This window comes from Burkholderia arboris, from assembly GCF_902499125.1.
In the GTDB taxonomy this organism is placed as follows: domain Bacteria; phylum Pseudomonadota; class Gammaproteobacteria; order Burkholderiales; family Burkholderiaceae; genus Burkholderia; species Burkholderia arboris.
This window is the reverse complement of the sequence record NZ_CABVPX010000036.1, coordinates 67,708-87,636: the sequence shown is the minus strand read 5'-3', so window position 1 is coordinate 87,636 and position 19,929 is coordinate 67,708. Positions and strand designations below refer to the sequence as shown.

Below are 19,929 nucleotides of genomic sequence, written 5' to 3'. Positions count from 1 at the left end.
GCGACGACGGCGGCCGCATCGGCTTCCAGGGCCAGATCGGCGTCGAGCACGGCCGCGCGGCGGCCGAGCGCCGCGACTTCGGCGACGAGCGCATCGGCGGCCGCGCGCGGCGCGCCGTGGCTGCGCTGCAACGCGACGTCCCAGCCGCGGCGGGCGAAACCGGTCGCGAGCGCACGGCCGATCGATGCGGCGTCGGCTGCGCTGCCCAGGGCGCCCGTGACGAGCACCACGCGCGGGGTCGACGTATCGGCTGAAACGGTCATTTACAATGCCGGGATGAACCCGAAAGCTCACGAACCCGCTAGTTTACCTGCTCCCGGCCCCGACGCGCTCGCGCAGTCCGAAACCCTTGCCGCGCAACTGCGCGACGAGCTCGCGGCGGCCGGCGGCTGGCTGCCGTTCGACCGCTTCATGGAGCGCGCGCTGTATGCGCCGGGCCTCGGCTATTACAGCGGCGGCGCACGCAAGTTCGGGCGCCGCGCCGACGACGGCAGCGACTTCGTCACCGCGCCCGAGCTGTCGCCGCTGTTCGCGCAGACGCTCGCGCAGCCGGTCGCGGAAGCGCTCGCGGCGAGCGGCACGCGCCGCGTGATGGAATTCGGCGCCGGCACGGGCAAGCTCGCGGCCGGGCTGCTCGCCGCGCTCGACGCGCAGGGCGTCGAACTTGACGAATACCTGATCGTCGACCTGTCCGGCGAACTGCGCGAACGGCAGCGCGACACGATCGAGGCCGCCGCGCCGGCGCTGGCCGCGAAGGTGCGCTGGCTCGATGCGCTGCCCGAGCGGTTCGAGGGCGTCGTGGTCGGCAACGAGGTGCTCGACGCGATGCCGGTGCGGCTGTTCGCGAAGGCGGACGGCGCGTGGCACGAGCGCGGCGTCGCGCTCGACGCGCAGCAGGCGTTCGTGTTCGACGACCGGCCTGCCGGCGCGGCCGGCCTGCCGCCGGTGCTCGCGGGGCTCGACGTCGGCGACGGCTACGTGACCGAAACGCACGAGGCCGCGCTGGCGTTCACGCGCACCGTCTGCACGATGCTCGCGCGCGGCGCGGTGCTGCTGGTCGACTACGGCTTTCCGGCGCACGAGTTCTATCACCCGCAGCGCGACCGCGGCACGCTGATGTGCCACTACCGTCACCATGCGCACGATGATCCGTTCCTTTACCCCGGCCTGCAGGACATCACCGCGCATGTCGAATTCACCGGCATCTACGATGCGGCCGTCGCGACCGGCGCCGACCTGCTCGGCTACACGTCGCAGGCGCGTTTCCTGCTGAACGCGGGCATCACCGACGCGCTGGCCGCGATCGACCCGTCCGACATCCGCGCGTTCCTGCCGGCCGCGAACGCGGTGCAGAAGCTGATCTCGGAAGCCGAGATGGGCGAGCTGTTCAAGGTGATCGCGTTCTCGCGCGGCATCGACGGCACGCTCGACGCGTTCGCGCGCGGCGACCGCTCGCACGCACTCTGACGGGAGCCCGGCATGCTGCGCTGGCTGTTGACGACGTTCATCGCGGTGATGATCCTGACGCGCTGCTGGCCGTGGCTCGGCAAGCTCGGCATCGGGCGGATGCCGGGCGACGTCACGCTGACGCTCGGCGGGCGGCGCTACCCGTTCCCGTTCATGTCGACGCTGGTGCTGACGATGCTGCTATCGATGGTGGCGCGGCTGCTCTGAGCCGCGCCGAAAAGGGGGGGCGTTACAGCTCGATCTCGCCGAGGATCCGGTGCGCGAGCGCCTTCGCCTCGTCGAACGCTTCTTCCTCGCTGGGGCTCGTCGAGTGGACGTCGTAACGTGTGTTCTCGGTGTCGTCGCCGTCGTCGCGCGCGAGGATCACGTAACCCTGGAACTGCCCGTTGCCCGCATGCTGGGTATGCGCCTTGGCCGTGTAGATGCCTTTCGTGAACGTGTTCGTGTCCATCGTGCTCTCCCGCAAAAGGACACTTCATCGTAGCACTGCGGCGCAGCATGTACAGCGTCGCTTATCGGTGACCGAACAGTGTCCGGTCACCGCATTTCCATCAGCGTTCGATCAGCGCGACGACCTCGTCGAGCGTCGGCGCATGCGCGCCCGTATGCCGGCACGCGGCGGCACCGGCCGCCAGCGCGAATACGAGATGCTCGCGCCATGTGCGCTGCGGCGCGGCCATCAGGCTGAACAGCATGCCGCCGATCGATGCGTCGCCCGCGCCGACGGTGTCGGCCACCTCGACGCGCGGCGGGCTGGCCTCGTGCACGTCGCCGTCGGCATAGAGCGTCGCCGCCTGCGCGCCGCGCGTGACGAGCACGGCCGCGCGCGGGTTCAGCGCACGCACCGCCGCGACCGCGTCGGGGCCGTCGCCGCCGAACAGGTGCCGCAGGTCCTCGTCGGATACCTTGATCAGGTCGGCGAGCGCGGCCATCTTCTCCAGCGTCGGCCGGTACGCGGCCGTCATCAGGTTCCGTACGTTCGGATCGAAGCTGATCTTCACGCCGCGCGCGTGCAGGTCGGCCGCGAGCGCGGCCAGCGTGCCCGCGAGCGGTTCGCGCACGAGGCTGATGCAGCCGAAATGCGCCCATTTCACGTGATCGCTCCAGCCGGCCGGCAGCCGCGCGGGATCGAACGCGAGATCGGCGCTCGCTTCGCCGATGAAGAAGTACGCGGGCGGCCGCGTCTCGTGGACGATCGCGAGCAGCGGCGGCCGTGCAACGCGCTGCAGGAAACGCAGGTCGAGCCCGGCCGCTTCGCTCGTACGCCACAGTTCGTCGGAGAAGCAGTCTTCGCCGATCGAGCCCGCCAGCGCGCTCGGCACGCCGAGCCGCGCCACCGCGCGCGCGACGTTCCAGCCGGCGCCGCCCGGCACCGACGTCCATTGCGCGTCGCCCGCGCGCACCATGTCGGTCAGGATGTCGCCTGCCGACACGAAAGCCGGAAACGTGCCGCCGCTCATTGCGTGGGCTCGCTGCGCTGCGTGCGGGCGAGCGTCGCGAGCACGTCGTAGCACGCGCCCATCGTGTGATAGTCGGTCTTGCCGGCCGGACTCTTCTCGTCGCTGTACTTGCGGTTGTCGCAGGTGAGGATCCGGTACCACGCGCCGTAACGGTGATCGACGAAATGCGCCCAGCCATAGCGCCAGATCTCGTCGTACCAGTCCCAGAAGCGCTCGCTGCCGGTGCGCGCGCCGAGCATCGCGGCCGCCGCGAAGGTTTCCGCCTGCACCCAGAAATACTTGTTGTGGTCGCAGATCGTGAAGTCGGGGCCGAAGCCGTAGTACAGGCCGCCGTGATCGGCGTCCCACGCGTGCGTGAGCGCCGCGTCGAACAGTTCGGCCGCGCGCGGCACGAGCCAGTCGAGCGGGCGGTGCCGCTCGAGGATCAGCAGCAGCTTCGCCCATTCGGTCTGGTGGCCGGGCTGGAAGCCCCACGGACGGAAGATGTTCGAGCTGTCTTCCTTGTTGTAGTCCCAGTCGACCGACCAGTCCGCATGGTAGTGCTCCCACACGAGCCCGCCCGACAGCGCGGCCTGGCGCTGCGTGATGTGGGTCGCGAGCTTTTCGGCACGATCGAGGTACGTGAGGTGGCCGGTCGCTTCATAGGCCGCGAGCAGCGCTTCCGTCATGTGCATGTTCGCGTTCTGGCCGCGGTACGACGACACGGTCCAGTTCGGCGTCGCGTCGTCCGCGTACAGGCCTGCGGCCGCATCCCAGAAGCGGTGCTCGGCCAGTTCGTAGGTCGCGGCGATCAGCGGGCGGGCCTCGTCGATGCCGGCCATCGTCGCGTGCGCGGCCGCGAGCAGCACGAACGCGAGCCCGTAGCAGTGGCGCGTGCCGTCGAGCGTCTCGCGCTTCGCGCCGTCGCGCCAGTCGAGTTCCCAGTCGTAGCCCTGCAGTTCGTCGTCCCAGTGCGCGTCGCGCAGGAAGCGCAGCCCGTGGCGCGCGTATTCCAGGTGGCGCGGGTCGCCGAAATGCCGGTACGCCATCGCGTAGTTGAAGACGAACCGGCAGGTGCTGACGAGGTGGCGCGACGTGCGGTTGTAGATGCTGCCGTCGTCGCGGAAGTAATGGTAGAAGCCGCCCGTCGGGTCGAACGCGTTGGTCGCGTAGAAGCGCAGCGTGTCCTCGATGTGCGACAGCAGGAACGACGGATCGCGGAAGCTCGCGACGAACGGTGCGGCTTGCGGGTGGGCGGCCGGCGCGGCCGTGCAGGGTTGGACCGGGGGCATGTTCATGATTCGGTGACCGTTGCGGTATCGAGTGCCGGGGAGCCGGCGGGCTGGCTGCTGGCCCGCACGATCAGCTCGACGGGCAGGGAAATCTCGGTGCGCTCGGGCGCGTCGGCGAGCAGCAGCTCGACGCCGCGGCGGCCGAGGGCTTCCTTGTCGACCGACAGCGTCGTGAGCGGCGGGCTCGCGTGCGCGGCGGCCGGGATGTTGTCGAAGCCGACGATCGCGATGTCGTCGGGAATCCGCAGGCCGCGCGCGGTGCACACGCGCTGCGCGGCGAGCGCCGCCGCGTCGTTGTACGCGAACACGGCTTCGGGGCGCGGGCCCGGTGCGTCGAGCAGCTGCTCCATCGCACGCGCAGCGCCGGTGTCGGGGTCGAGCCCGGCGTCGATCGTCACTTCGTACGCGGGATCGAACAGCCGCCCGGCGTCGAAGAACGCGCGCCGGTAGCCGATCGCGCGCTGCGCGATGCTGTAGTGCGCGGGCGAGCCGCCGATGAACGCAATCCGCGAGCGGCCGGTGGCGAGCAGGTGGCGCATCGCGAGCGCCGCGCCCGTCGCGTTGTCGATATTGACCGAGCGCAACCCGGGCGCCCACAGGTCGATCAGCACGAGCGGCCGGCCGGTCGCGGCGAGCGCCTCGATCGTCTCGGGCTCGATGAAGCCGGCGACCGCGATCGCGTCGGGCGCATGCGGGCGCATCTGGCGCAGCACGTCGTCGTTCGGGCCGACCGTCAGCAACGTCGGCACGATGCCGCGCTCGCGGCACGCGTCCTCGACGCCGTGCAGCACGTGCGAGAAGAACGGGCTGGCGGGAAAGCGGTTGTGCTGGCGGTGCAGCAGGAAGGTGAGTCGGCGGATGCGCGGCCGCAGCTGCGCGGGATCGTAACCGAGCTGCTGCGCGATCTCGACGATGCGCGCACGCGTGGCTTCGGACAGGCCCGGCTGGTTTTTCAGCGCACGGGAGACGGTGCCGATCGAGACCTCTGCCGCCCGTGCCACATCGCGAATGGTCGTACCCATCGTTCGGGGTCCGTTTGTTTAGGGTGAAGGCGATTGTATAGTAAAACGGATCGCGGAATTCGGGCCGGATAGCCGGGGAATACCCGCGAATAACGGGTTTTTAAGCGCTAATCTGCGAAAACGCCGTTACTAAAAATACTAAACAAAACACGAAAAAGGCAAGGTGGGCGTTCGGGTGCCGGAAGGGGGGCGTTGCGGTGGGGAAGTGGCTGGAACGCGAGCGTGTTGCGCGTGTCCGGGGACGTGTCCGGCGGCCTGCGCGGGCAGGCGGGAAGCCGGTGCGCAACGCGCCGGCCGGCGTGCGGACAGCCGCCGTCATGGCCCGGGGCGTTACCGTGTCCTCGCCAAACGCCAAACGCCAAACGCCAAACGCCAAACGCCAAACGCCGGCGCGTGCCGCGTGCCGCTCAGCCGGCCGCCGCGGCCGGCGGTTCGCCGCGCTGGCGCAGCGCGGCGCGGCCCGCGTCGAGATCGACGACCGCGAGCCCGTCCGGCTGCTGTTTCGCGCGCCGCTTCGCGAGCGCCGCGACCGACGCGATCTCGTCGCTGCCGTAGCGCTTCGCCCCGTGCGCGCCGGCCGGCACGCCAACCGCGCCGATCGCCATGGTCACGAAGCCGAAGAACGCCGGGTTGCCGTGGCGGTCCTCGCCACGCAGCCCGCCTGCCTGCCGGTCGGCCTGCGTGTAGAAGAGCTGCGCACCGTCGTTGAAGCGCGCGATCGCGTCGGCGGCGCGCTCCCGCCAGTCGTCGCGCTGGAACAGCACGAGGAAATCGTCGCCGCCGACGTGGCCGAGAAAGTCGCGCTGCGGGTCGCACACGCCGGCCAGCACCGTCGCCGCGAACTTCAGCACCTCGTCGCCCTGCCAGTAGCCGTACTGGTCGTTGAACGGCTTGAACTGGTTCAGGTCGACGTAGCACGCATGAAAGCCGGCGTCGCGCTGGAGCAGGCGGTCGATGTGCGCGCTGATCGGGATGTTGCCGGGCAGGAAGGTCAGCGGATTCGCGTAGCGCGCGGCCTCGATGCGCATCTCGGTCACCGCGCGCACCAGGCTCTCGCCGGTGCCGAGCCCGACGTAGCGGCCGTGTTCGGTGATCACGAAGCCGTCCGCGAGATAGCGCTGGTCGTGGCTCGCGAGCAGCATCGCGAGCTGCTCGAACGTCGTCGCGTTGTCGATCATCAGCGGCGCGTCGTTCGCGAACTGCAGGCACGGCTTCTTTCCGAACACCTCGCGGTGATACGGCAGCGCGAAGCGGTCGATGAAGCCGCGGCGATTCACGAGCGCGACGGGCCGCCCGCGTTCGACGAGCGCGACCGCGTGCAGGTCGGGCATCCGGTTGAACAGGTCGAGCACGTCGTTGCTGGTCGCGTCGCGCGGCAGCGCGGGGGCCGGCACCAGCATCTTTCCGGCGATCGTGCCGGCCGGCCGCACCGGGCGCGTCGCGCCGGGAAACACCGCGATGTGCGGCGCGCGGATCGCATCGCGCGCGGCCGGTGCGACGACTCGCGACGGCTGCGCGTTCGGCCGGCCGAGCAGGAAGCCCTGCACGCAGCAGATGCCCATGTCGCGCACGACGATCAGGTCGCATTCGTTCTCGATGCCTTCCGCGATCAGTTGCGCGCCGCTCGCCTGCGCGAAGTGCTGCATCGCTTTCACGGCCTCGAACTTGAGCGGGTCGCGCGCGATGTCGTGGATGAAGAAGCGGTCGATCTTCACGACGTCCGGATGCAGGCGCAGCCACAGGTTCATGCTCGCGTTCGCGGTGCCGTAGTCGTCGAGCGCGAACTGGATGCCGGTGTCGCGCAGCGACGCGACCGCCGGCCCGATGTGGGCGACATCGGGGATCGTGTTCTGCTCGGTGAGCTCGATCACGATGCGCTCGGCGGCGACCTGTGCGCGGGCGAGGAACTGACGCACTCGCTCGCGTTCGCTGGCGAGCTTGAGGATCGTCCCGGCGCTGAAATTGAGGAACAGCTTGCCGTCGCAGCCCAGCGCCGCGAACGCGTCGAGGCAGGTCAGCGCGGCGGCCTGTTCGAGCGCGATGGTTTCGCCTTCGCGCGCGGCCTGCGCGAACAGTGCGGCGGGCGGTTCGAGGTCGGTGCCGCGCGGGCCGCGGATCAGCCCTTCGTAACCGACGACCGTCCCCGACCCGAGGTCGACGATCGGCTGGAAAACGGCGGCGAGCGCGCGATCCGCGATCAGGCGCGTGGTGCGGGCGGCAGCGGAGTCGGAGTGGAGCGCGGGCATGGGCGAGGGCAGCCGAATCGACGGGACGCCCGGCTTAACGGCACCGCTCGCGGAGAATTGAATGAAGATTTTGTGACGCGATGGACGCTGCTGGTGCATCGCGCCGGACGCGCATCGACGCGTATCCGGAAGGCGTTGGCGGGGAGCCGCGGAAAGCGTGAGGCGTGAGGCGTGAGGCGGGAGGCGGGAGGCGGGAGGCGGAAAGCGGAAAGCGGAAAGCGGAAAGCGGAAAGCGGAAAGCGGAAAGCGGAAAGCGGAAAGCGGAAAGCGGAAAGCGGAAAGCGGAAGGCGGAAGGCGGAAGGCGGAAGGCGGAAGGCGGAAGGCGGAAGGCGGAAGGCCGCCATCGGCGGCCGTCGCGCCTCCGGGGGCGTCAGCGCTTGCCTGCGCTCAGCGTGCCGGGCGCGGAGGTCGCGTCGCCCTCGTCGTGCTCGCCGCTCATGTCGCGCGCGCCCCAGCGCTGCGCGAGCGCCGCGCACGCCATCAGCTGGATCTGGTGGAACAGCATCAGCGGCAGCACCACGGCGCCGACCGCGTTCGCCGAGAAGATCACCTTCGCCATCGGTACGCCGGCCGCGAGGCTCTTCTTCGATCCGCAGAAGATGATCGTGATCTGGTCGGCGCGGTTGAAGCCGAGCCGCTTGCTGACGAACGCGGTCAGCAGCAGCGCGATCGCGAGCAGCACGAGGTTGACGACCAGCAGGCCGCCGAGCGCGCGCGCCGGGATCTGGTGCCACAGGCCCTCGTTGACGGCCTCGCTGAACGCGACGTAGACGACCAGCAGGATCGAGCCCTGGTCGACGAAGCGCAGCACGCCGCGGTTGCGGTCGATCCAGCCACCGATCACCGACCGCAGCAACTGGCCGGCGATGAACGGCACGAGCAACTGCATCACGATGCTGCCGACGGTGCTCCACGGCGATGCGGCGCCGGCCGACTGCGACGTGATCATCAGCCCGACGAGCGCCGGCGTGACGAAGATCCCGAGCAAGCTCGACGCGGACGCCGCGCACACGGCGGCCGGTACGTTGCCCTTGGCGATCGACGTGAATGCGATCGACGACTGGACCGTCGACGGCAGCGTGCACAGGAACAGCACGCCCGCGTACAGCGTCGGCGTGACGAGCGGCTGCAGCACGGGTTTCAGCGCGAGGCCGAGCAGCGGGAACAGCGCGAACGTGCTGAGCAGCACGACCGCGTGCAGCCGCCAATGGGTCGCGCCCGCGACGACGGCTTCGCGCGACAGCTTCGCACCGTGCAGGAAGAACAGCAGGCCGACGGCGATGTTGGTCGCCCAGTTGAACGCATGGGCAGCCGGGCCGCGGCAGGGCAGCAGGCTCGCGAGCACGACGGTGCCGACGAGCGCGAGCGTGAAATTGTCGGGAAGGAAGCGGGGACGGGCCATCTGGAACTCGGTTCGGAAACGACGAAGGCGCGCGTCGCGCGCGCGGATGGCGCTATTGTCCGGGTTGACGATTCACCACACAAATTCATTGTGGGAATCGATTGATGAATCGGTTGCATGAAACGGCGGCTGTCCTGACCGCCCGGCGACGTGCAAAACGGCAGAAGAATGTTCTGTCGCGATCGCGCCCGGAAGTGAAAAAACCTAGCAGTAACATGGTGTTACACCGATGCCCGCGACATAACACTTTTTGGCTCGACACCGTTTCGGACGGCTCATAAATTACTGCTGAAAGCCTTGGGTCGGCCGAAAGGAGCTGGCGGCGGGCGTGGACAGGCACGGAACGATGACGGAACGGGTGAAACGGAAGATCGGACGATGGGTGGCAGGCGTGCTCGGCGCGTTCCTGATGCCGCTCGCGCTCGCCCAGCCGCCCCACGGCGGTCACGGGTTCGGTGGCCACGGCTTCGGTGGCGGCGACATGCGCGCGTACGGTCAGCCGAATGGCGGCGGGCAGGGCGGTGTGCCGGTCTGGCGCCGCGCTCCACCCCCTGCCGGTGTGCGTCCCGGTGGTGTGAGCGGCTACGGCTCCCGCTGGGGGCTGCGGCCGACGCCGTCGTACGGCCATTACGCCGCGCAAAGCCCGTATCGTCCGATCAGTGCCGACGTGCGCCAGATGCCGCGCCCGCCGGGTGGCGGCAACGTGCCGCTGCGTGCCGGCTCGATCCGCGCCGACGTCGCGCGCTACAACGAGGAGCGTGGCGGCCGTCCGATGCCGCCGCCCCGCTCGCAGGAAGAGCCTGCGCACTCGCCGTTTTTCTCCCCGTTCTACCGAAACTGAGCGCCCCGGCGCTCGTCCCCCTGCCGGCTGATGCGAATTCGCCACAGTCGCGCGCAGATTTCCGCTGATTTTCCCGCCGCATTGCGCTATCTTTCGCGCCCGGCACGCGCATGCCCGCCGCCGCCTGGCCGCGCGACCGCGTTCGCGCCGGGCCGCTGCCGGGCATCCGGCCATGTATCAATTCCGCGAAGTTAATGCCGCCGCTATACCAGCAATAAGTGTGCGCAATTTTGACCGGACGAATGATCCGTAAAGATGGCTGCGCCCCATACGACGCAAGCACTCGGCTCCAAAAAACAACGCTCGCGCCACTTATCGACTATTCGACAAAATCTGGAGATCCCATGAAAGCATTTGCTCGCCGTGCGTCGCGCACGTCCGTCAAGCTGATCGCCGCAGCCGCCTGCGTGGCGGCCACTGCGCCCGTCCATGCACAGTCGAGCGTGTCGCTCTACGGTCAGGTCGACGAATGGGTCGGCGCCACCAAGTTTCCGGGCGGCAACCGCGCATGGAACGTGTCGGGCGGCGGCATGTCGACGTCGTACTGGGGCCTGCACGGTGCAGAGGATCTCGGCGGCGGCTACAAGGCGATCTTCACGATGGAGAGCTTCTTCCGCGCGCAGAACGGCCAGTTCGGCCGCTTCCAGGGCGACACGTTCTTCGCCCGCAACGCGTACGTCGGCGTCAGCTCGCCGTACGGCACGGTGACGGCAGGCCGCCTGACGACGCACCTGTTCCTGTCGACGATCCTGTTCAACCCGTTCTACGACTCGTACACCTTCTCGCCGATGGTGTACCACGTGTTCCTCGGCCTCGGCACGTTCCCGACCTATCCGAGCGATCAGGGTGCAGTCGGCGATTCGGGCTGGAACAACGCGCTGTCGTACACGTCGCCTTCGTTCGGTGGCCTGAACTTCGGTGCGATGTACGCGCTCGGCAACCAGGCCGGCGACAACCGTTCGAAGAAGTGGAGCGCGCAGTTCAACTACGCGAACGGCCCGTTCGCGGCGACCGCCGTGTACCAGTACGTGAACTTCAACAACGGCCCGCAGGATCTGAGCGCGCTCGTCTCCGGCATGAAGAGCCAGGGTATCGCACAGGTCGGCGCGACCTATGACCTGAAGTATGTGAAGCTGTTCGGCCAGTACATGTATACGAAGAATGACCAGGTCGCGGGCAGCTGGCACGTGAACACCGCGCAGGGCGGCGTGTCGGTGCCGATCGGCGTGGGCAACGCGATGGCGTCGTACGCGTATTCGCGCGACGCGGGCGGCCTCGACCAGACGCGCCAGACCTGGGCCGTCGGCTACGACTATCCGCTGTCCAAGCGCACGGACGTCTACGCGGCCTACATGAACGACAAAATCAGCGGCCTGTCGTCCGGCAACACGTTCGGCGCAGGTATCCGCGCGAAGTTCTGACGCGTACGCGCGATCGATGCGCCGGCCGCGCGCGTAAAACGCGTGTTCCGGCTGCATGTTTTCCCGCCCGAAACGGCGCCGTCACTCGCGGCGCCGTTTTGCCTTTCTTGACCTTTCTGTTTCCTCGCCTTTGTTACCCTATCTCGTAATTGGACCATTCCCCCGTCATTACGAGCTAGTTCGATGGATACCCTCGTCAGCATGAATGTGTTTCGCTACGTCGTCGAAGTGGGCAGCTTCGTCGGCGCGGCCGAACGCATGCAGATGTCGGCTGCGATGGCGAGCAAGCACGTGATGCATCTCGAGCAGCAGCTCGGTGCGCGGCTGCTGCATCGCACGACACGACGCGTTGCGCCTACCGAGGCGGGACGCGAATACTATGAGCGCCTGGTGCAGGCGCTGTCAGAACTCGACGAAGCCGGGCAGGCCGTCGGCGCCGCGAGCGTGGTGCCGCAGGGCAGGCTGCGCGTCACGTCGCTGTCCGCGTTCGGGTTGCGGCACGTGATGCAGGCCGTCACCGATTACGCGGGCCGGTTCCCGGACGTGACCGTCGACATGACGCTGTCCGATCGCGTGGTCGACCTGATCGAGGAAGGCTACGACGTCGCGGTACGCGCGGCGCCGAACGGATTGAAATCGTCGTCGCTGGTCGCGCGGCAGATCGCGACCGCGCACATCCTGCTGGTCGCGTCGCCCGAGTATCTCGAGAAGCACGGCACGCCTCAGACGATTGCCGACCTCGCGCACCACAACTACCTGCGGCGCGATTCGAATTCGACGATGCTCGACGCGCTGGTGATCGACGCGGCCGCTGCGTCGCGCGTGAACCTGAACGGCAACCTGATCGTGAATCACCTGGAAGGGCTGCGTGCGGCCGTGCTCGCCGGCGCGGGCATCGCGCTGCTCGGCACCGAGGTGGTCGGCGACGATATCGAATCGGGCCGGCTCGTGCCGGTGCTGCTCGATTCGGTGCCGCCGCACGAAGCGCCGATCTATGCGGTGTACGCGAGCCGCCGCCACGTATCCGCGAAGGTGCGCTCGTTCGTCGACTTCCTGGCGGCGCGTTTCGAAGGGCAGTCGCTGTGCCCGTCGATCGAATCGCACCTGCGCGTGCTGCCGATCACGCGGATGAAGCGCGCGGTCTGAGCGGCGGATTCCGCTGCGGCGGGGCCATAAAGAAGCGCGAACCGCTGCGGTTCGCGCTTTTTGTTTGGTCCGACGGTTTGCGCGCCGATGGCGGCCGCGAGGGCCGCCTTCGTCAGCGCGGGATGCCGAGCCGTGCCTTCGCGTCGTCGTACTCGCGCTTCAGCCGCTCGACGAGCGCGCCCACGCTCGGCAGGTCGTCCATCAGGCCGACGCCCTGGCCGGCGCCCCAGATGTCCTTCCACGCCTTCGTCTTGTCGCTGCCGAAATTCATCTTCGTCTTGTCGGATTCCGGCAGCGCGTCCGGATCGAGGCCGGCTTTCTCGATGCTCTCGCGGATGTAGTTGCCGTGCACGCCGGTGAAGAGGTTCGTGTAGATGATGTCCGACGATTTCGCGTTCACGATCGCGTGCTTGTAGTCGTCGATCGCGTGCGCTTCCTGCGTCGCGATGAAGCGCGTGCCCATGTACGCGAAGTCGGCGCCCATCGCCTGCGCGGCGAGGATCGAGCCGCCGTTCGCGATCGAGCCGGACAATACGATCGGGCCGTCGAAGATCTTGCGCACTTCGCCGACCAGCGCGAACGGCGACGTCGTGCCTGCGTGGCCGCCGGCGCCGGCCGCGACGAGGATCAGCCCGTCGACGCCGGCTTCGAGCGCCTTCTGCGCGTGGCGCAGGTTGATCACGTCGTGCAGCACGATGCCGCCGTAGCTGTGCACCGCGTCGACGATCTCGCGCGCCGGTGCGCGCAGGCTCGTGATGAAGATCGGCACCTTGTGCTCGACGCACACGCGCACGTCGTGCTCGAGCCGCGCGTTCGACTGATGGACGATCTGGTTGACCGCGATCGGGCCGATCACCGCATCGGGGTGTTTCGCCTTGTGGTCGGCCAGCTCCGCCTGGATCTGCGTGAGCCACTCGTCGAGCAGTTCGGCCGGACGCGCATTGAGCGCGGGAAACGAACCGACGATGCCCGCCTTGCATTGCGCGAGCACGAGTTCGGGGTAGCTGACGATGAACATCGGCGACGCGATGACGGGCAGCGTCAGGTTCTGCAGGACAGTGGGCAATGCCATGTGATGTCTCCAGTCTCCAGGGGCGGTCGGCGCCCGCGCAGTCGCGCCGGCGTCGACACCATGCTTTGCGGTCGAACGGTGATTCGAGTGTAGCTGCGGAACGCGTTCGTTCATATTAATACGAACGGTCGTGCGATTCTACGCGAGCTTAACAAAAGGCGCGGTGTGGCGGCAATCGAGTGAGTGTTCTCTTTCTACGGATTCTGGTGGTTACCCCGCTGTGAAGACGCGCGCGCGCTCCTAAAATAGCCGCCATAACAAACCAACGAGAAACAAACCATGTCGTTTGAGGCGTTTGCACCGTTTCGCGTGACGGTGCAGGACACCGACATCTTCGGTGTCAAAGGAGGCGCGGGTCCGCCGCTTCTGTTGCTGCACGGACATCCGCAAACCCACATGATCTGGCATCGCGTTGCCGCGACGCTCGCGGATCACTTCACGGTGATCGCCACCGACCTGCGCGGTTACGGCGCATCGGGCCGGCCGCCGAGCGACGCGCAGCACGTGCCGTATTCGAAACGGGCGATGGCGGCCGATCAGGTCGCGGTGATGCGGCACTTCGGCTTCGAGCACTTCCATGTGTGCGCGCACGATCGCGGCGCGCGGGTCGCACACCGGCTCGCGCTCGATCACGCGGAGGCGGTCGAGCGGATGATGCTGCTCGACATCGCGCCGACGCTCGCGATGTACGAGAAAACCGACCGCGCATTCGCGACCGCGTATTTCCACTGGTTCTTCCTGATCCAGCCGGCGCCGCTGCCCGAGACGCTGGTCGGCGCGCACACCGATGCGTACATCGAGCGCGTGATGGGCAACCGGTCGGCAGGGCTCGCGCCGTTCGCGCCCGAAGCGCTCGACGCGTATCGGGCGGCGCTCGCGCAGCCGGGCGCCGTGCATGCGATGTGCGAAGACTACCGTGCATCGGCGACGATCGACCTCGAGCACGACCGTGCGGATCTCGAGCGCGGCAACAAGGTCGCGTGCCCGCTGCGCGTACTGTGGGGCGAGCACGGGATCGTCGGCCGCTGCTTCGATCCGCTCGACGAATGGCGGCGCGTCGCGCGCGACGTCAGCGGCCGCGCGCTCGACTGCGGGCACTACATTCCGGAAGAGGCGCCCGTCGCGCTGATCGACGAACTGCTCGCGTTCTTCGAGGCGCGCGATCCGGCGGCGTAAAGGGGCGGGCAGGCGGCGCGTGCCGCCTGCGGCTCAGCGGTGCGCGCTGTCGTCCTCGACGAGCGGCGGCAGGCGGCGCGGCACCGGCGTCGATTTCACGATCGCGGTGCTCGTCTCCGCGCGCTCCGTCACCTTCGACAGGATGTCGTCGAGGTGCTCGATCGTGCGCAGGTAGAGCCGGCAGATGAAGCAGTCTTCGCCGGTCACCTTGTCGCATTCGACGAACTCGGGAATCCGCCGCAGCAACTCCTCGACCAGGTGCAACTGGCCCGGCAGCGGCTTCACGCGGACGATCGCCTGCAGCGTGTAGCCGAGCGCGCGCGGGTCGAGCTCGACGGTGAACGCGGCGATCACGCCTTGCGCTTCGAGCCGCCGCACGCGGTCGGCGGTCGCCGGTGCCGACAGCCCGATCTGCCGGGCGAGTTCGCTGGTCGCGATGCGTGCGTCGTCGGCCAGCGCCGCGACGATCGCGCGGTCGGTCGCGTCGAGCGATGCGACGGCGGGCGGGGAAAGGCGTTTCGGCATGATCGCTTTGCTTTCGAAGGTCAATCGGCTGATTCGCTTCAGTTTAGCCGTGGCTGCGGCGAAAGCAAGTTTCTAGAATCGAAGTCATCCCGCTCTTCAACGGAGTTCATGATGGCCTCGAATGAAATGCGCCGCGGCGCCGCCGAGATGATCGTCGCGATGCTGATGTCCGGCACGATCGGCTGGCTCGTGATGTCGTCGCAGCAGCCGCTGACGAATGTCGTGTTCTTCCGCTGCCTGTTCGGCGCCGCGACGCTCGCGATCGTCTGCGCGGCGTTCGGCTTCCTGCGCCGCTCGCTGTTCTCGCCGCGCATGCTCGCGCTCGCGACGCTCGGCAGCGTTGCGATCGTCGCGAACTGGCTGCTGCTGTTCGCCGCCTATTCGCGCGCGTCGATCTCGATGGCTACCGCCGTCTACAACACGCAGCCGTTCATGCTCGTCGCGCTCGGCGCGATCGTGTTCCGCGAACGGATCACCGCGTCGACGGTGGCGTGGCTCGCGCTCGCGTTCGCCGGGCTCGTGTTCGTGGTGCGCGTCGAGCCGGCCGTGCTCGCGGTGCCCGGCGCGTATCTGGAGGGCGTCGCGCTGTCGCTCGGCGCGGCGTTCCTGTATGCGATCTCGTCGATCGTCACGAAACACCTGAGGGGCACGCCGCCGCACCTGCTCGCGCTGCTGCAGGCCGGCCTCGGCATCGTGCTGCTCGCGCCGTTCGCGCACTTCGGCACGCTGCCAGCGACGGCCGGGCAGTGGCTCGACCTGATCGTGCTCGGCGTCGTCAACACGGGGCTGATGTACGTGCTGCTGTACGGCGCGATCCAGAAGCTGCCGACCGCGATGACGGGCGCGCTGTCGTTCGTCTATCCGGTCGTCGCGATCGTCGTCGATCACGTCGCGTTCGGGCAGACGCTCGCGTGGACGCAGGTATTCGGCGCGCTGCTGATCCTGCTCGCGGCGGCCGGCGTGAACCTCGGCTGGCGTATCGTGCCCGCGCGTCGCGCGGCGGTCGGCAACTGAAACGATCGTACGATTCGGCGCCGCTGCGGCGCGCCGGACGCGAATTTCAGGAACGATGATTGCGCGCGCAAGCGGCCCCCGCGCACGCGTGAAAAACGCTGTAAGAAGTTGTAGGGAAACACCCGATGCGACGCGGCGGCGTCGCTCGTATGATGCGGGCTGTGACGTTGATCACGTTCACAGGATTCCGATCTCGATGCCGTTCGCCCGCGAGGCTGAACGGCTTTTTTTTATGTTTCGCTTCCGGCGAGCAGACGCCGCCTTGCGTCGAGCCGCGCGAGCAGCGCACGCCTGGCGTCGTCGTCCGATGTACGCCATCCCTTGATCTCGCCGCGCGTGCGCAGGCAGCCCGCGCACCAGTCGGTGCGCGGATCGATGCGGCAGACGTCCGTACACGGCGACGCGACCGTGGCGACCGGCACCGTCACGTCGCTCATGCGTCGGCCCGCAACGCGACGTCCGCGACCGGCGCGCCCGTCAGCGACACGAGTTCGTGCGGCGACAGGTTGAACACCGCGTGCGGATGGCCGGCGGCGGCCCACAGGCTGTCGAGCGCGAGCAGGTCGGCGTCGATCAGCGTGACGGGTTCGACGAGATGGCCGATCGGGCAGACACCGCCGATCGCATAGCCGGTGTTGTCGCGCACGAACTTCGCGTCCGCGCGGCCGACCGCGCCGACCTGCGCGGCGACCTTCTTTTCATCCACGCGATTGACGCCGCTCGCGACGACCAGCACGGGCGCGCCGTCCGCCTGCCGGCGAAACAGGATCGACTTCGCAATTTGCGCGACCGAACAGCCGAGCCCGGCCGCGGCTTCGGCCGACGTCTTGCCGGTGTCGGCGAGCATCACGATGCCTTTCGCATGGCCGCGCTCGCGCAGCAGCAGCGCGACGCGTCGCGCGGAATCGGGGAGTGAATCGAATGAAGCGGGTGTCGTCATGTCGAGGAATCCGTGGAGTGGCGCGATCAGACGCAGTTCGCGGCGTCGGCCGCGCTCTGCGCCTTGGCGAGCAGGGCGCGCCCGGCGCGCGACACGTTCGCGCGGCCGATTGCGTTGGAGATGAAGTCGCCGGCGGCGACGACCTGCGCGAGATCGATGCCGGTGTCGATGCCGAGGCCCTGCATCAGGTACAGCACGTCCTCGGTCGCGACGTTGCCGGTTGCGCCCTTCGCGTACGGGCAGCCGCCGAGGCCCGCGACCGACGCGTGGAAGATCTCGATCCCTTCGAACAGCGCCGCGTAGATGTTCGCGAGCGCCTGGCCGTAGGTGTCGTGGAAGTGGCCCGACAGGCGTTCGCGCGGAAACACGCGCGTGACGGCCGCGAGCACTTCGCGCGTGCGCGTCGGCGTGCCGACGCCGATCGTGTCGGCGATGTCGATTTCGTCGCAGCCGAGCGCCGCGAAGCGTTCGACGACGTCGACGACCGACGCGACCGGCACTTCGCCCTGGTACGGGCAGCCGAGCGTGCACGACACGCTGCCGCGCAGCCGCAGGCCCGCGTCCTTCGCGGCTTTCGCGACGGGCTCGAAGCGCGCGATGCTCTCGGCGATGCTGCAGTTGATGTTCCGCTGCGAGAACGCCTCGCTCGCCGCGCCGAAGATCACGACTTCGTCCGCGCGTGCGGCGACCGCATTCTCGAAGCCTTTCAGGTTCGGCGTGAGCACCGAGTACACGGTGCCCGCGCGGCGTTCGATGCCGGCCATCACGTCGGCGCCGTCGGCCATCTGCGGCACCCATTTCGGCGACACGAACGACGCGGCCTCGACATTGCGGAAGCCGGCGCGCGACAGCCGGTCGACGAGTGCGATCTTCACGTCGGTCGGCACGAAGGTCTTCTCGTTCTGCAGCCCGTCGCGCGGGCCGACTTCGACGATCTTGACGGCGGTGGGGAACGTCATGGTTGTCTCCTGATTGTTCGGTAGGGCGGAATTCAGTAGCCGCGCGCGTAGTCGACGACGCCGCTGATCGGCTCGCCGCGCGCCAGTGCGCGGATCTTGCCGGCAATCTGCTCGACGGCTTCCTCGCGCAGCGTTTCGGCCGAGCTGTGCGGCGTGATCGTGATGCGCGGCGCGTGCCAGAACGGATGGTCTTCCGGCAGCGGCTCGTGCTGGAACACGTCGAGCGTGGCCGCGGCGATCCGGCCGCTCGCGAGCGCGTCGAGCAGGTCGGCCTCGACCAGGTGCGCGCCGCGCGCGACGTTGACGACGTACGCGCCGGGCGCGAGCCGCGCGAACGCGCGCGACGACAGGATGCCGTCGGTGTCGGGCGTGCTCGGCAGCAGGTTGACGAGCACCTTCGCACCGTCGATGCACGCGTCGAGTGCGCCGTCGCCGGCGAAGGTCGTGACGCCGTCGAGCTGCTTCGGGCTGCGGCTGTAGCCGCGCACGGGCAGGCCGAGCGCGGCGAGCGCGCGTGCGACCTGGGTGCCGAGCACGCCGAGGCCCAGGACGGCGACCGCGAAGCGCGCGCGCGCATGCGGTTCGAGCGGCCGCCAGCGGCGCTCGCGCTGTTGCAGGTCGTATTCGTCGAAGCGGCGCAGGTAGCGCAGCACGGCGTACGTCACGTACTCGACCATCTGCTGCGCCATGCCCGAATCTTCGAGCCGCACCAGCGGCACGTGCGCGGGGAGCGTGCCCGGATGCGCGCGATCGAGCGCGAGCAGCGCGTCGACGCCCGCGCCGAGGTTGAAGATCGCGCGCAGGCCGTCGCGCGGCGCGAAGAATTCGCGCGGCGCGCGCCACACGAGCGCGTAGTCGGCGGGGGCCGTATCGCCCGGCTGCCACACGCGCAACTCGGCTTCCGGCAGCGCGTGAGCGATCTCGTCGCGCCACGCGACGGCTTCCTGGTGCGGGGAATGGAACAGGATCTTCATTGCGTGAAGGGGCGCGCGCCGGCGAGGCGCGTCACGGGAACGGCGAGCGGAGCCGGGCGCAGCGCGCCGGCGGACGTAGCGGACATCGGGCGTCTCCTGACGACCGGCACGGCGCGTCGGCGCCCGGACCGGTTCCGTGTGAAGCTGACGGGAAGCCCACATTCTACGGTTTCGCGGCGCATCGCGCCGTCGCGCGGGCCGTGCGTCCGGCGCGGCCCGCCATCGGGCCGTCACCAGACCGCCGCCGGACCGCCGCGCGGCCGCCGGCCGCGCAAAAGCAAAGCACAAAATATTGGTTCGGCCGCCGGGTCCGCCGCGCCACAATCGAACCTCGTCTTCAAGCGAGCGAGGGCAATCATGAGCGCATGCAGCAAATCGGCGTGGCCGCCGCGGCTCGTCACCGTTCCGGGCCTGCACGGCAGCGAAGGCGCTCACTGGCAAACCTGGCTCGAGCGGCAGTTTCCGCGCTCGTTGCGCGTCGAGCAGGACGACTGGGACGCGCCCGATCTCGCGGGCTGGGCGCACTCGGTGCGCACGCTGCTCGATCGCGAGCGCGGCCCGTTCGTGCTCGCCGCGCACAGCTTCGGCTGCCTTGCGGCCGCACACGCGCTCGCGCAGGGGCCGCATACGGGCGATGTCGCGGGCGTGCTGTTCGTCGCGCCCGCCAGCCCGAAGAAATTCACGTTCGCCGGGCCGTTCGACGCCCGCCGGCTCGCGGTGCCGTCGATCGTGATCGGCAGCGAGACCGATCCGTGGATGCCGCTCGCCGACGCGCGCACGCTCGCGCAGCGCCTCGGCAGCGCGTTCGTGAACCTCGGCGACGCCGGGCACATCAACACGGCGGCCGGGTTCGGGCCGTGGCCGCGCGCGAAATACTTCATCGACACGCTGGTTCACTGCGCGGCGCCGCTGCGCTTTCGCGACGCGGACGACGGCTTCGAAGCCGCGCTCGTCGACCGCGCGCTCGCGCACGCGGTCTGACGGCGCGGGCC

The 19,929-nt window shown here is 68.9% G+C and carries 20 protein-coding genes and 1 pseudogene; 8 read left to right on the top strand and 13 right to left on the bottom strand.

Translation table 11 applies throughout. The annotated features are described in order from the left end of the window. A pseudogene (locus tag BLA15945_RS31785) lies at positions 1 to 263 on the bottom strand (short-chain dehydrogenase); the annotation flags it as partial. A gap of 13 nt (positions 264 to 276) precedes the next feature. Here BLA15945_RS31785 and BLA15945_RS31780 point away from each other — a divergent pair. Next, positions 277 to 1,467: a class I SAM-dependent methyltransferase gene (locus tag BLA15945_RS31780; protein WP_059233015.1), complete on the top strand. Its 1,191-nt coding sequence runs from the start codon at positions 277 to 279 to the stop codon at positions 1,465 to 1,467. Positions 1,468 to 1,479: 12 nt separating this feature from the next. Further along, a complete protein-coding gene (locus BLA15945_RS31775) occupies positions 1,480 to 1,674 on the top strand; it encodes a DUF2905 domain-containing protein (protein ID WP_006477606.1) in 195 nt (64 codons plus the stop codon). A gap of 22 nt (positions 1,675 to 1,696) precedes the next feature. Here the strand turns inward: BLA15945_RS31775 and BLA15945_RS31770 are convergent, their stop codons facing one another. The 6 genes from BLA15945_RS31770 to BLA15945_RS31745 form a co-directional block, all read right to left on the bottom strand. Beyond that, positions 1,697 to 1,918 carry a hypothetical protein gene (locus BLA15945_RS31770; RefSeq protein ID WP_011353424.1) on the bottom strand — a complete coding sequence of 74 codons (222 nt, stop codon included), beginning with the start codon at positions 1,916 to 1,918 and terminating at the stop codon, positions 1,697 to 1,699. A gap of 100 nt (positions 1,919 to 2,018) precedes the next feature. Continuing rightward, complete coding sequence (locus BLA15945_RS31765; protein ID WP_059233016.1) at positions 2,019 to 2,927, bottom strand: carbohydrate kinase family protein; 909 nt, start codon at positions 2,925 to 2,927, stop codon at positions 2,019 to 2,021. Further along, positions 2,924 to 4,204 carry an AGE family epimerase/isomerase gene (locus BLA15945_RS31760; protein WP_174994245.1) on the bottom strand — a complete coding sequence of 427 codons (1,281 nt, stop codon included), beginning with the start codon at positions 4,202 to 4,204 and terminating at the stop codon, positions 2,924 to 2,926. Before BLA15945_RS31760 ends, BLA15945_RS31765 begins: the two co-directional genes overlap by 4 nt. Further along, the gene (locus BLA15945_RS31755) at positions 4,201 to 5,220 is read right to left on the bottom strand and encodes a LacI family DNA-binding transcriptional regulator (protein ID WP_059233018.1); all 1,020 of its coding nucleotides are present in this window, start codon (positions 5,218 to 5,220) and stop codon (positions 4,201 to 4,203) included. Before BLA15945_RS31755 ends, BLA15945_RS31760 begins: the two co-directional genes overlap by 4 nt. A 407-nt stretch (positions 5,221 to 5,627) precedes the next feature. Then, positions 5,628 to 7,466 carry an EAL domain-containing protein gene (locus BLA15945_RS31750; RefSeq protein WP_174994244.1) on the bottom strand — a complete coding sequence of 613 codons (1,839 nt, stop codon included), beginning with the start codon at positions 7,464 to 7,466 and terminating at the stop codon, positions 5,628 to 5,630. 371 nt (positions 7,467 to 7,837) lie between these two features. Further along, the gene (locus tag BLA15945_RS31745) at positions 7,838 to 8,869 is read right to left on the bottom strand and encodes a bile acid:sodium symporter family protein (RefSeq protein WP_174994243.1); all 1,032 of its coding nucleotides are present in this window, start codon (positions 8,867 to 8,869) and stop codon (positions 7,838 to 7,840) included. 346 nt (positions 8,870 to 9,215) lie between these two features. On the opposite strand from BLA15945_RS31745, the gene BLA15945_RS31740 reads away from it, so the two are divergent. The 3 genes from BLA15945_RS31740 (at position 9,216) to BLA15945_RS31730 (ending at position 12,277) form a co-directional block, all read left to right on the top strand. Continuing rightward, the gene (locus BLA15945_RS31740) at positions 9,216 to 9,710 is read left to right on the top strand and encodes a peptide-binding protein (RefSeq protein WP_174994242.1); all 495 of its coding nucleotides are present in this window, start codon (positions 9,216 to 9,218) and stop codon (positions 9,708 to 9,710) included. A 344-nt stretch (positions 9,711 to 10,054) separates the two neighbouring features. Then, positions 10,055 to 11,131 carry a porin gene (locus BLA15945_RS31735; protein WP_059233022.1) on the top strand — a complete coding sequence of 359 codons (1,077 nt, stop codon included), beginning with the start codon at positions 10,055 to 10,057 and terminating at the stop codon, positions 11,129 to 11,131. 183 nt (positions 11,132 to 11,314) lie between these two features. Continuing rightward, positions 11,315 to 12,277, top strand: a complete 963-nt coding sequence (locus BLA15945_RS31730; RefSeq protein ID WP_059233023.1) for a LysR family transcriptional regulator — start codon at positions 11,315 to 11,317, stop codon at positions 12,275 to 12,277. Positions 12,278 to 12,389: 112 nt separating this feature from the next. On the opposite strand, the gene BLA15945_RS31725 is transcribed toward BLA15945_RS31730, so the two are convergent. Further along, complete coding sequence (locus BLA15945_RS31725) at positions 12,390 to 13,349, bottom strand: NAD(P)H-dependent flavin oxidoreductase (protein WP_059233024.1); 960 nt, start codon at positions 13,347 to 13,349, stop codon at positions 12,390 to 12,392. Positions 13,350 to 13,628: 279 nt separating this feature from the next. On the opposite strand from BLA15945_RS31725, the gene BLA15945_RS31720 reads away from it, so the two are divergent. Further along, positions 13,629 to 14,525 carry an alpha/beta fold hydrolase gene (locus tag BLA15945_RS31720; RefSeq protein WP_059233025.1) on the top strand — a complete coding sequence of 299 codons (897 nt, stop codon included), beginning with the start codon at positions 13,629 to 13,631 and terminating at the stop codon, positions 14,523 to 14,525. Positions 14,526 to 14,558: 33 nt separating this feature from the next. Here BLA15945_RS31720 and BLA15945_RS31715 read toward each other — a convergent pair whose 3' ends face one another. Continuing rightward, positions 14,559 to 15,050, bottom strand: a complete 492-nt coding sequence (locus BLA15945_RS31715; RefSeq protein WP_059236583.1) for an Lrp/AsnC family transcriptional regulator — start codon at positions 15,048 to 15,050, stop codon at positions 14,559 to 14,561. A gap of 111 nt (positions 15,051 to 15,161) precedes the next feature. On the opposite strand from BLA15945_RS31715, the gene BLA15945_RS31710 reads away from it, so the two are divergent. Further along, complete coding sequence (locus BLA15945_RS31710) at positions 15,162 to 16,064, top strand: DMT family transporter (protein WP_174994241.1); 903 nt, start codon at positions 15,162 to 15,164, stop codon at positions 16,062 to 16,064. Between the two features lie 230 nt (positions 16,065 to 16,294). Here BLA15945_RS31710 and BLA15945_RS31705 read toward each other — a convergent pair whose 3' ends face one another. Genes BLA15945_RS31705 through BLA15945_RS31690 form a run of 4 tightly spaced genes read right to left on the bottom strand, consistent with a single transcriptional unit; the run spans position 16,295 to position 18,937 of the window. Next, positions 16,295 to 16,501, bottom strand: coding sequence for a DUF1289 domain-containing protein (locus tag BLA15945_RS31705; protein ID WP_059233027.1), 207 nt, complete (start codon positions 16,499 to 16,501; stop codon positions 16,295 to 16,297). Then, entirely contained in the window at positions 16,498 to 17,004 is a 507-nt protein-coding gene (locus BLA15945_RS31700; RefSeq protein WP_059233028.1) for a YbaK/EbsC family protein, read from the bottom strand. Before BLA15945_RS31700 ends, BLA15945_RS31705 begins: the two co-directional genes overlap by 4 nt. A 26-nt stretch (positions 17,005 to 17,030) precedes the next feature. Then, a complete protein-coding gene (locus BLA15945_RS31695; protein ID WP_059233029.1) occupies positions 17,031 to 17,963 on the bottom strand; it encodes a hydroxymethylglutaryl-CoA lyase in 933 nt (310 codons plus the stop codon). A gap of 32 nt (positions 17,964 to 17,995) precedes the next feature. After that, a complete protein-coding gene (locus BLA15945_RS31690; protein ID WP_059233030.1) occupies positions 17,996 to 18,937 on the bottom strand; it encodes a 2-hydroxyacid dehydrogenase in 942 nt (313 codons plus the stop codon). A 357-nt stretch (positions 18,938 to 19,294) separates the two neighbouring features. Between BLA15945_RS31690 and BLA15945_RS31685 the strand changes: the two genes are divergently transcribed. Then, positions 19,295 to 19,918, top strand: a complete 624-nt coding sequence (locus BLA15945_RS31685; protein WP_059233031.1) for an RBBP9/YdeN family alpha/beta hydrolase — start codon at positions 19,295 to 19,297, stop codon at positions 19,916 to 19,918. Positions 19,919 to 19,929 lie beyond the last annotated feature (11 nt).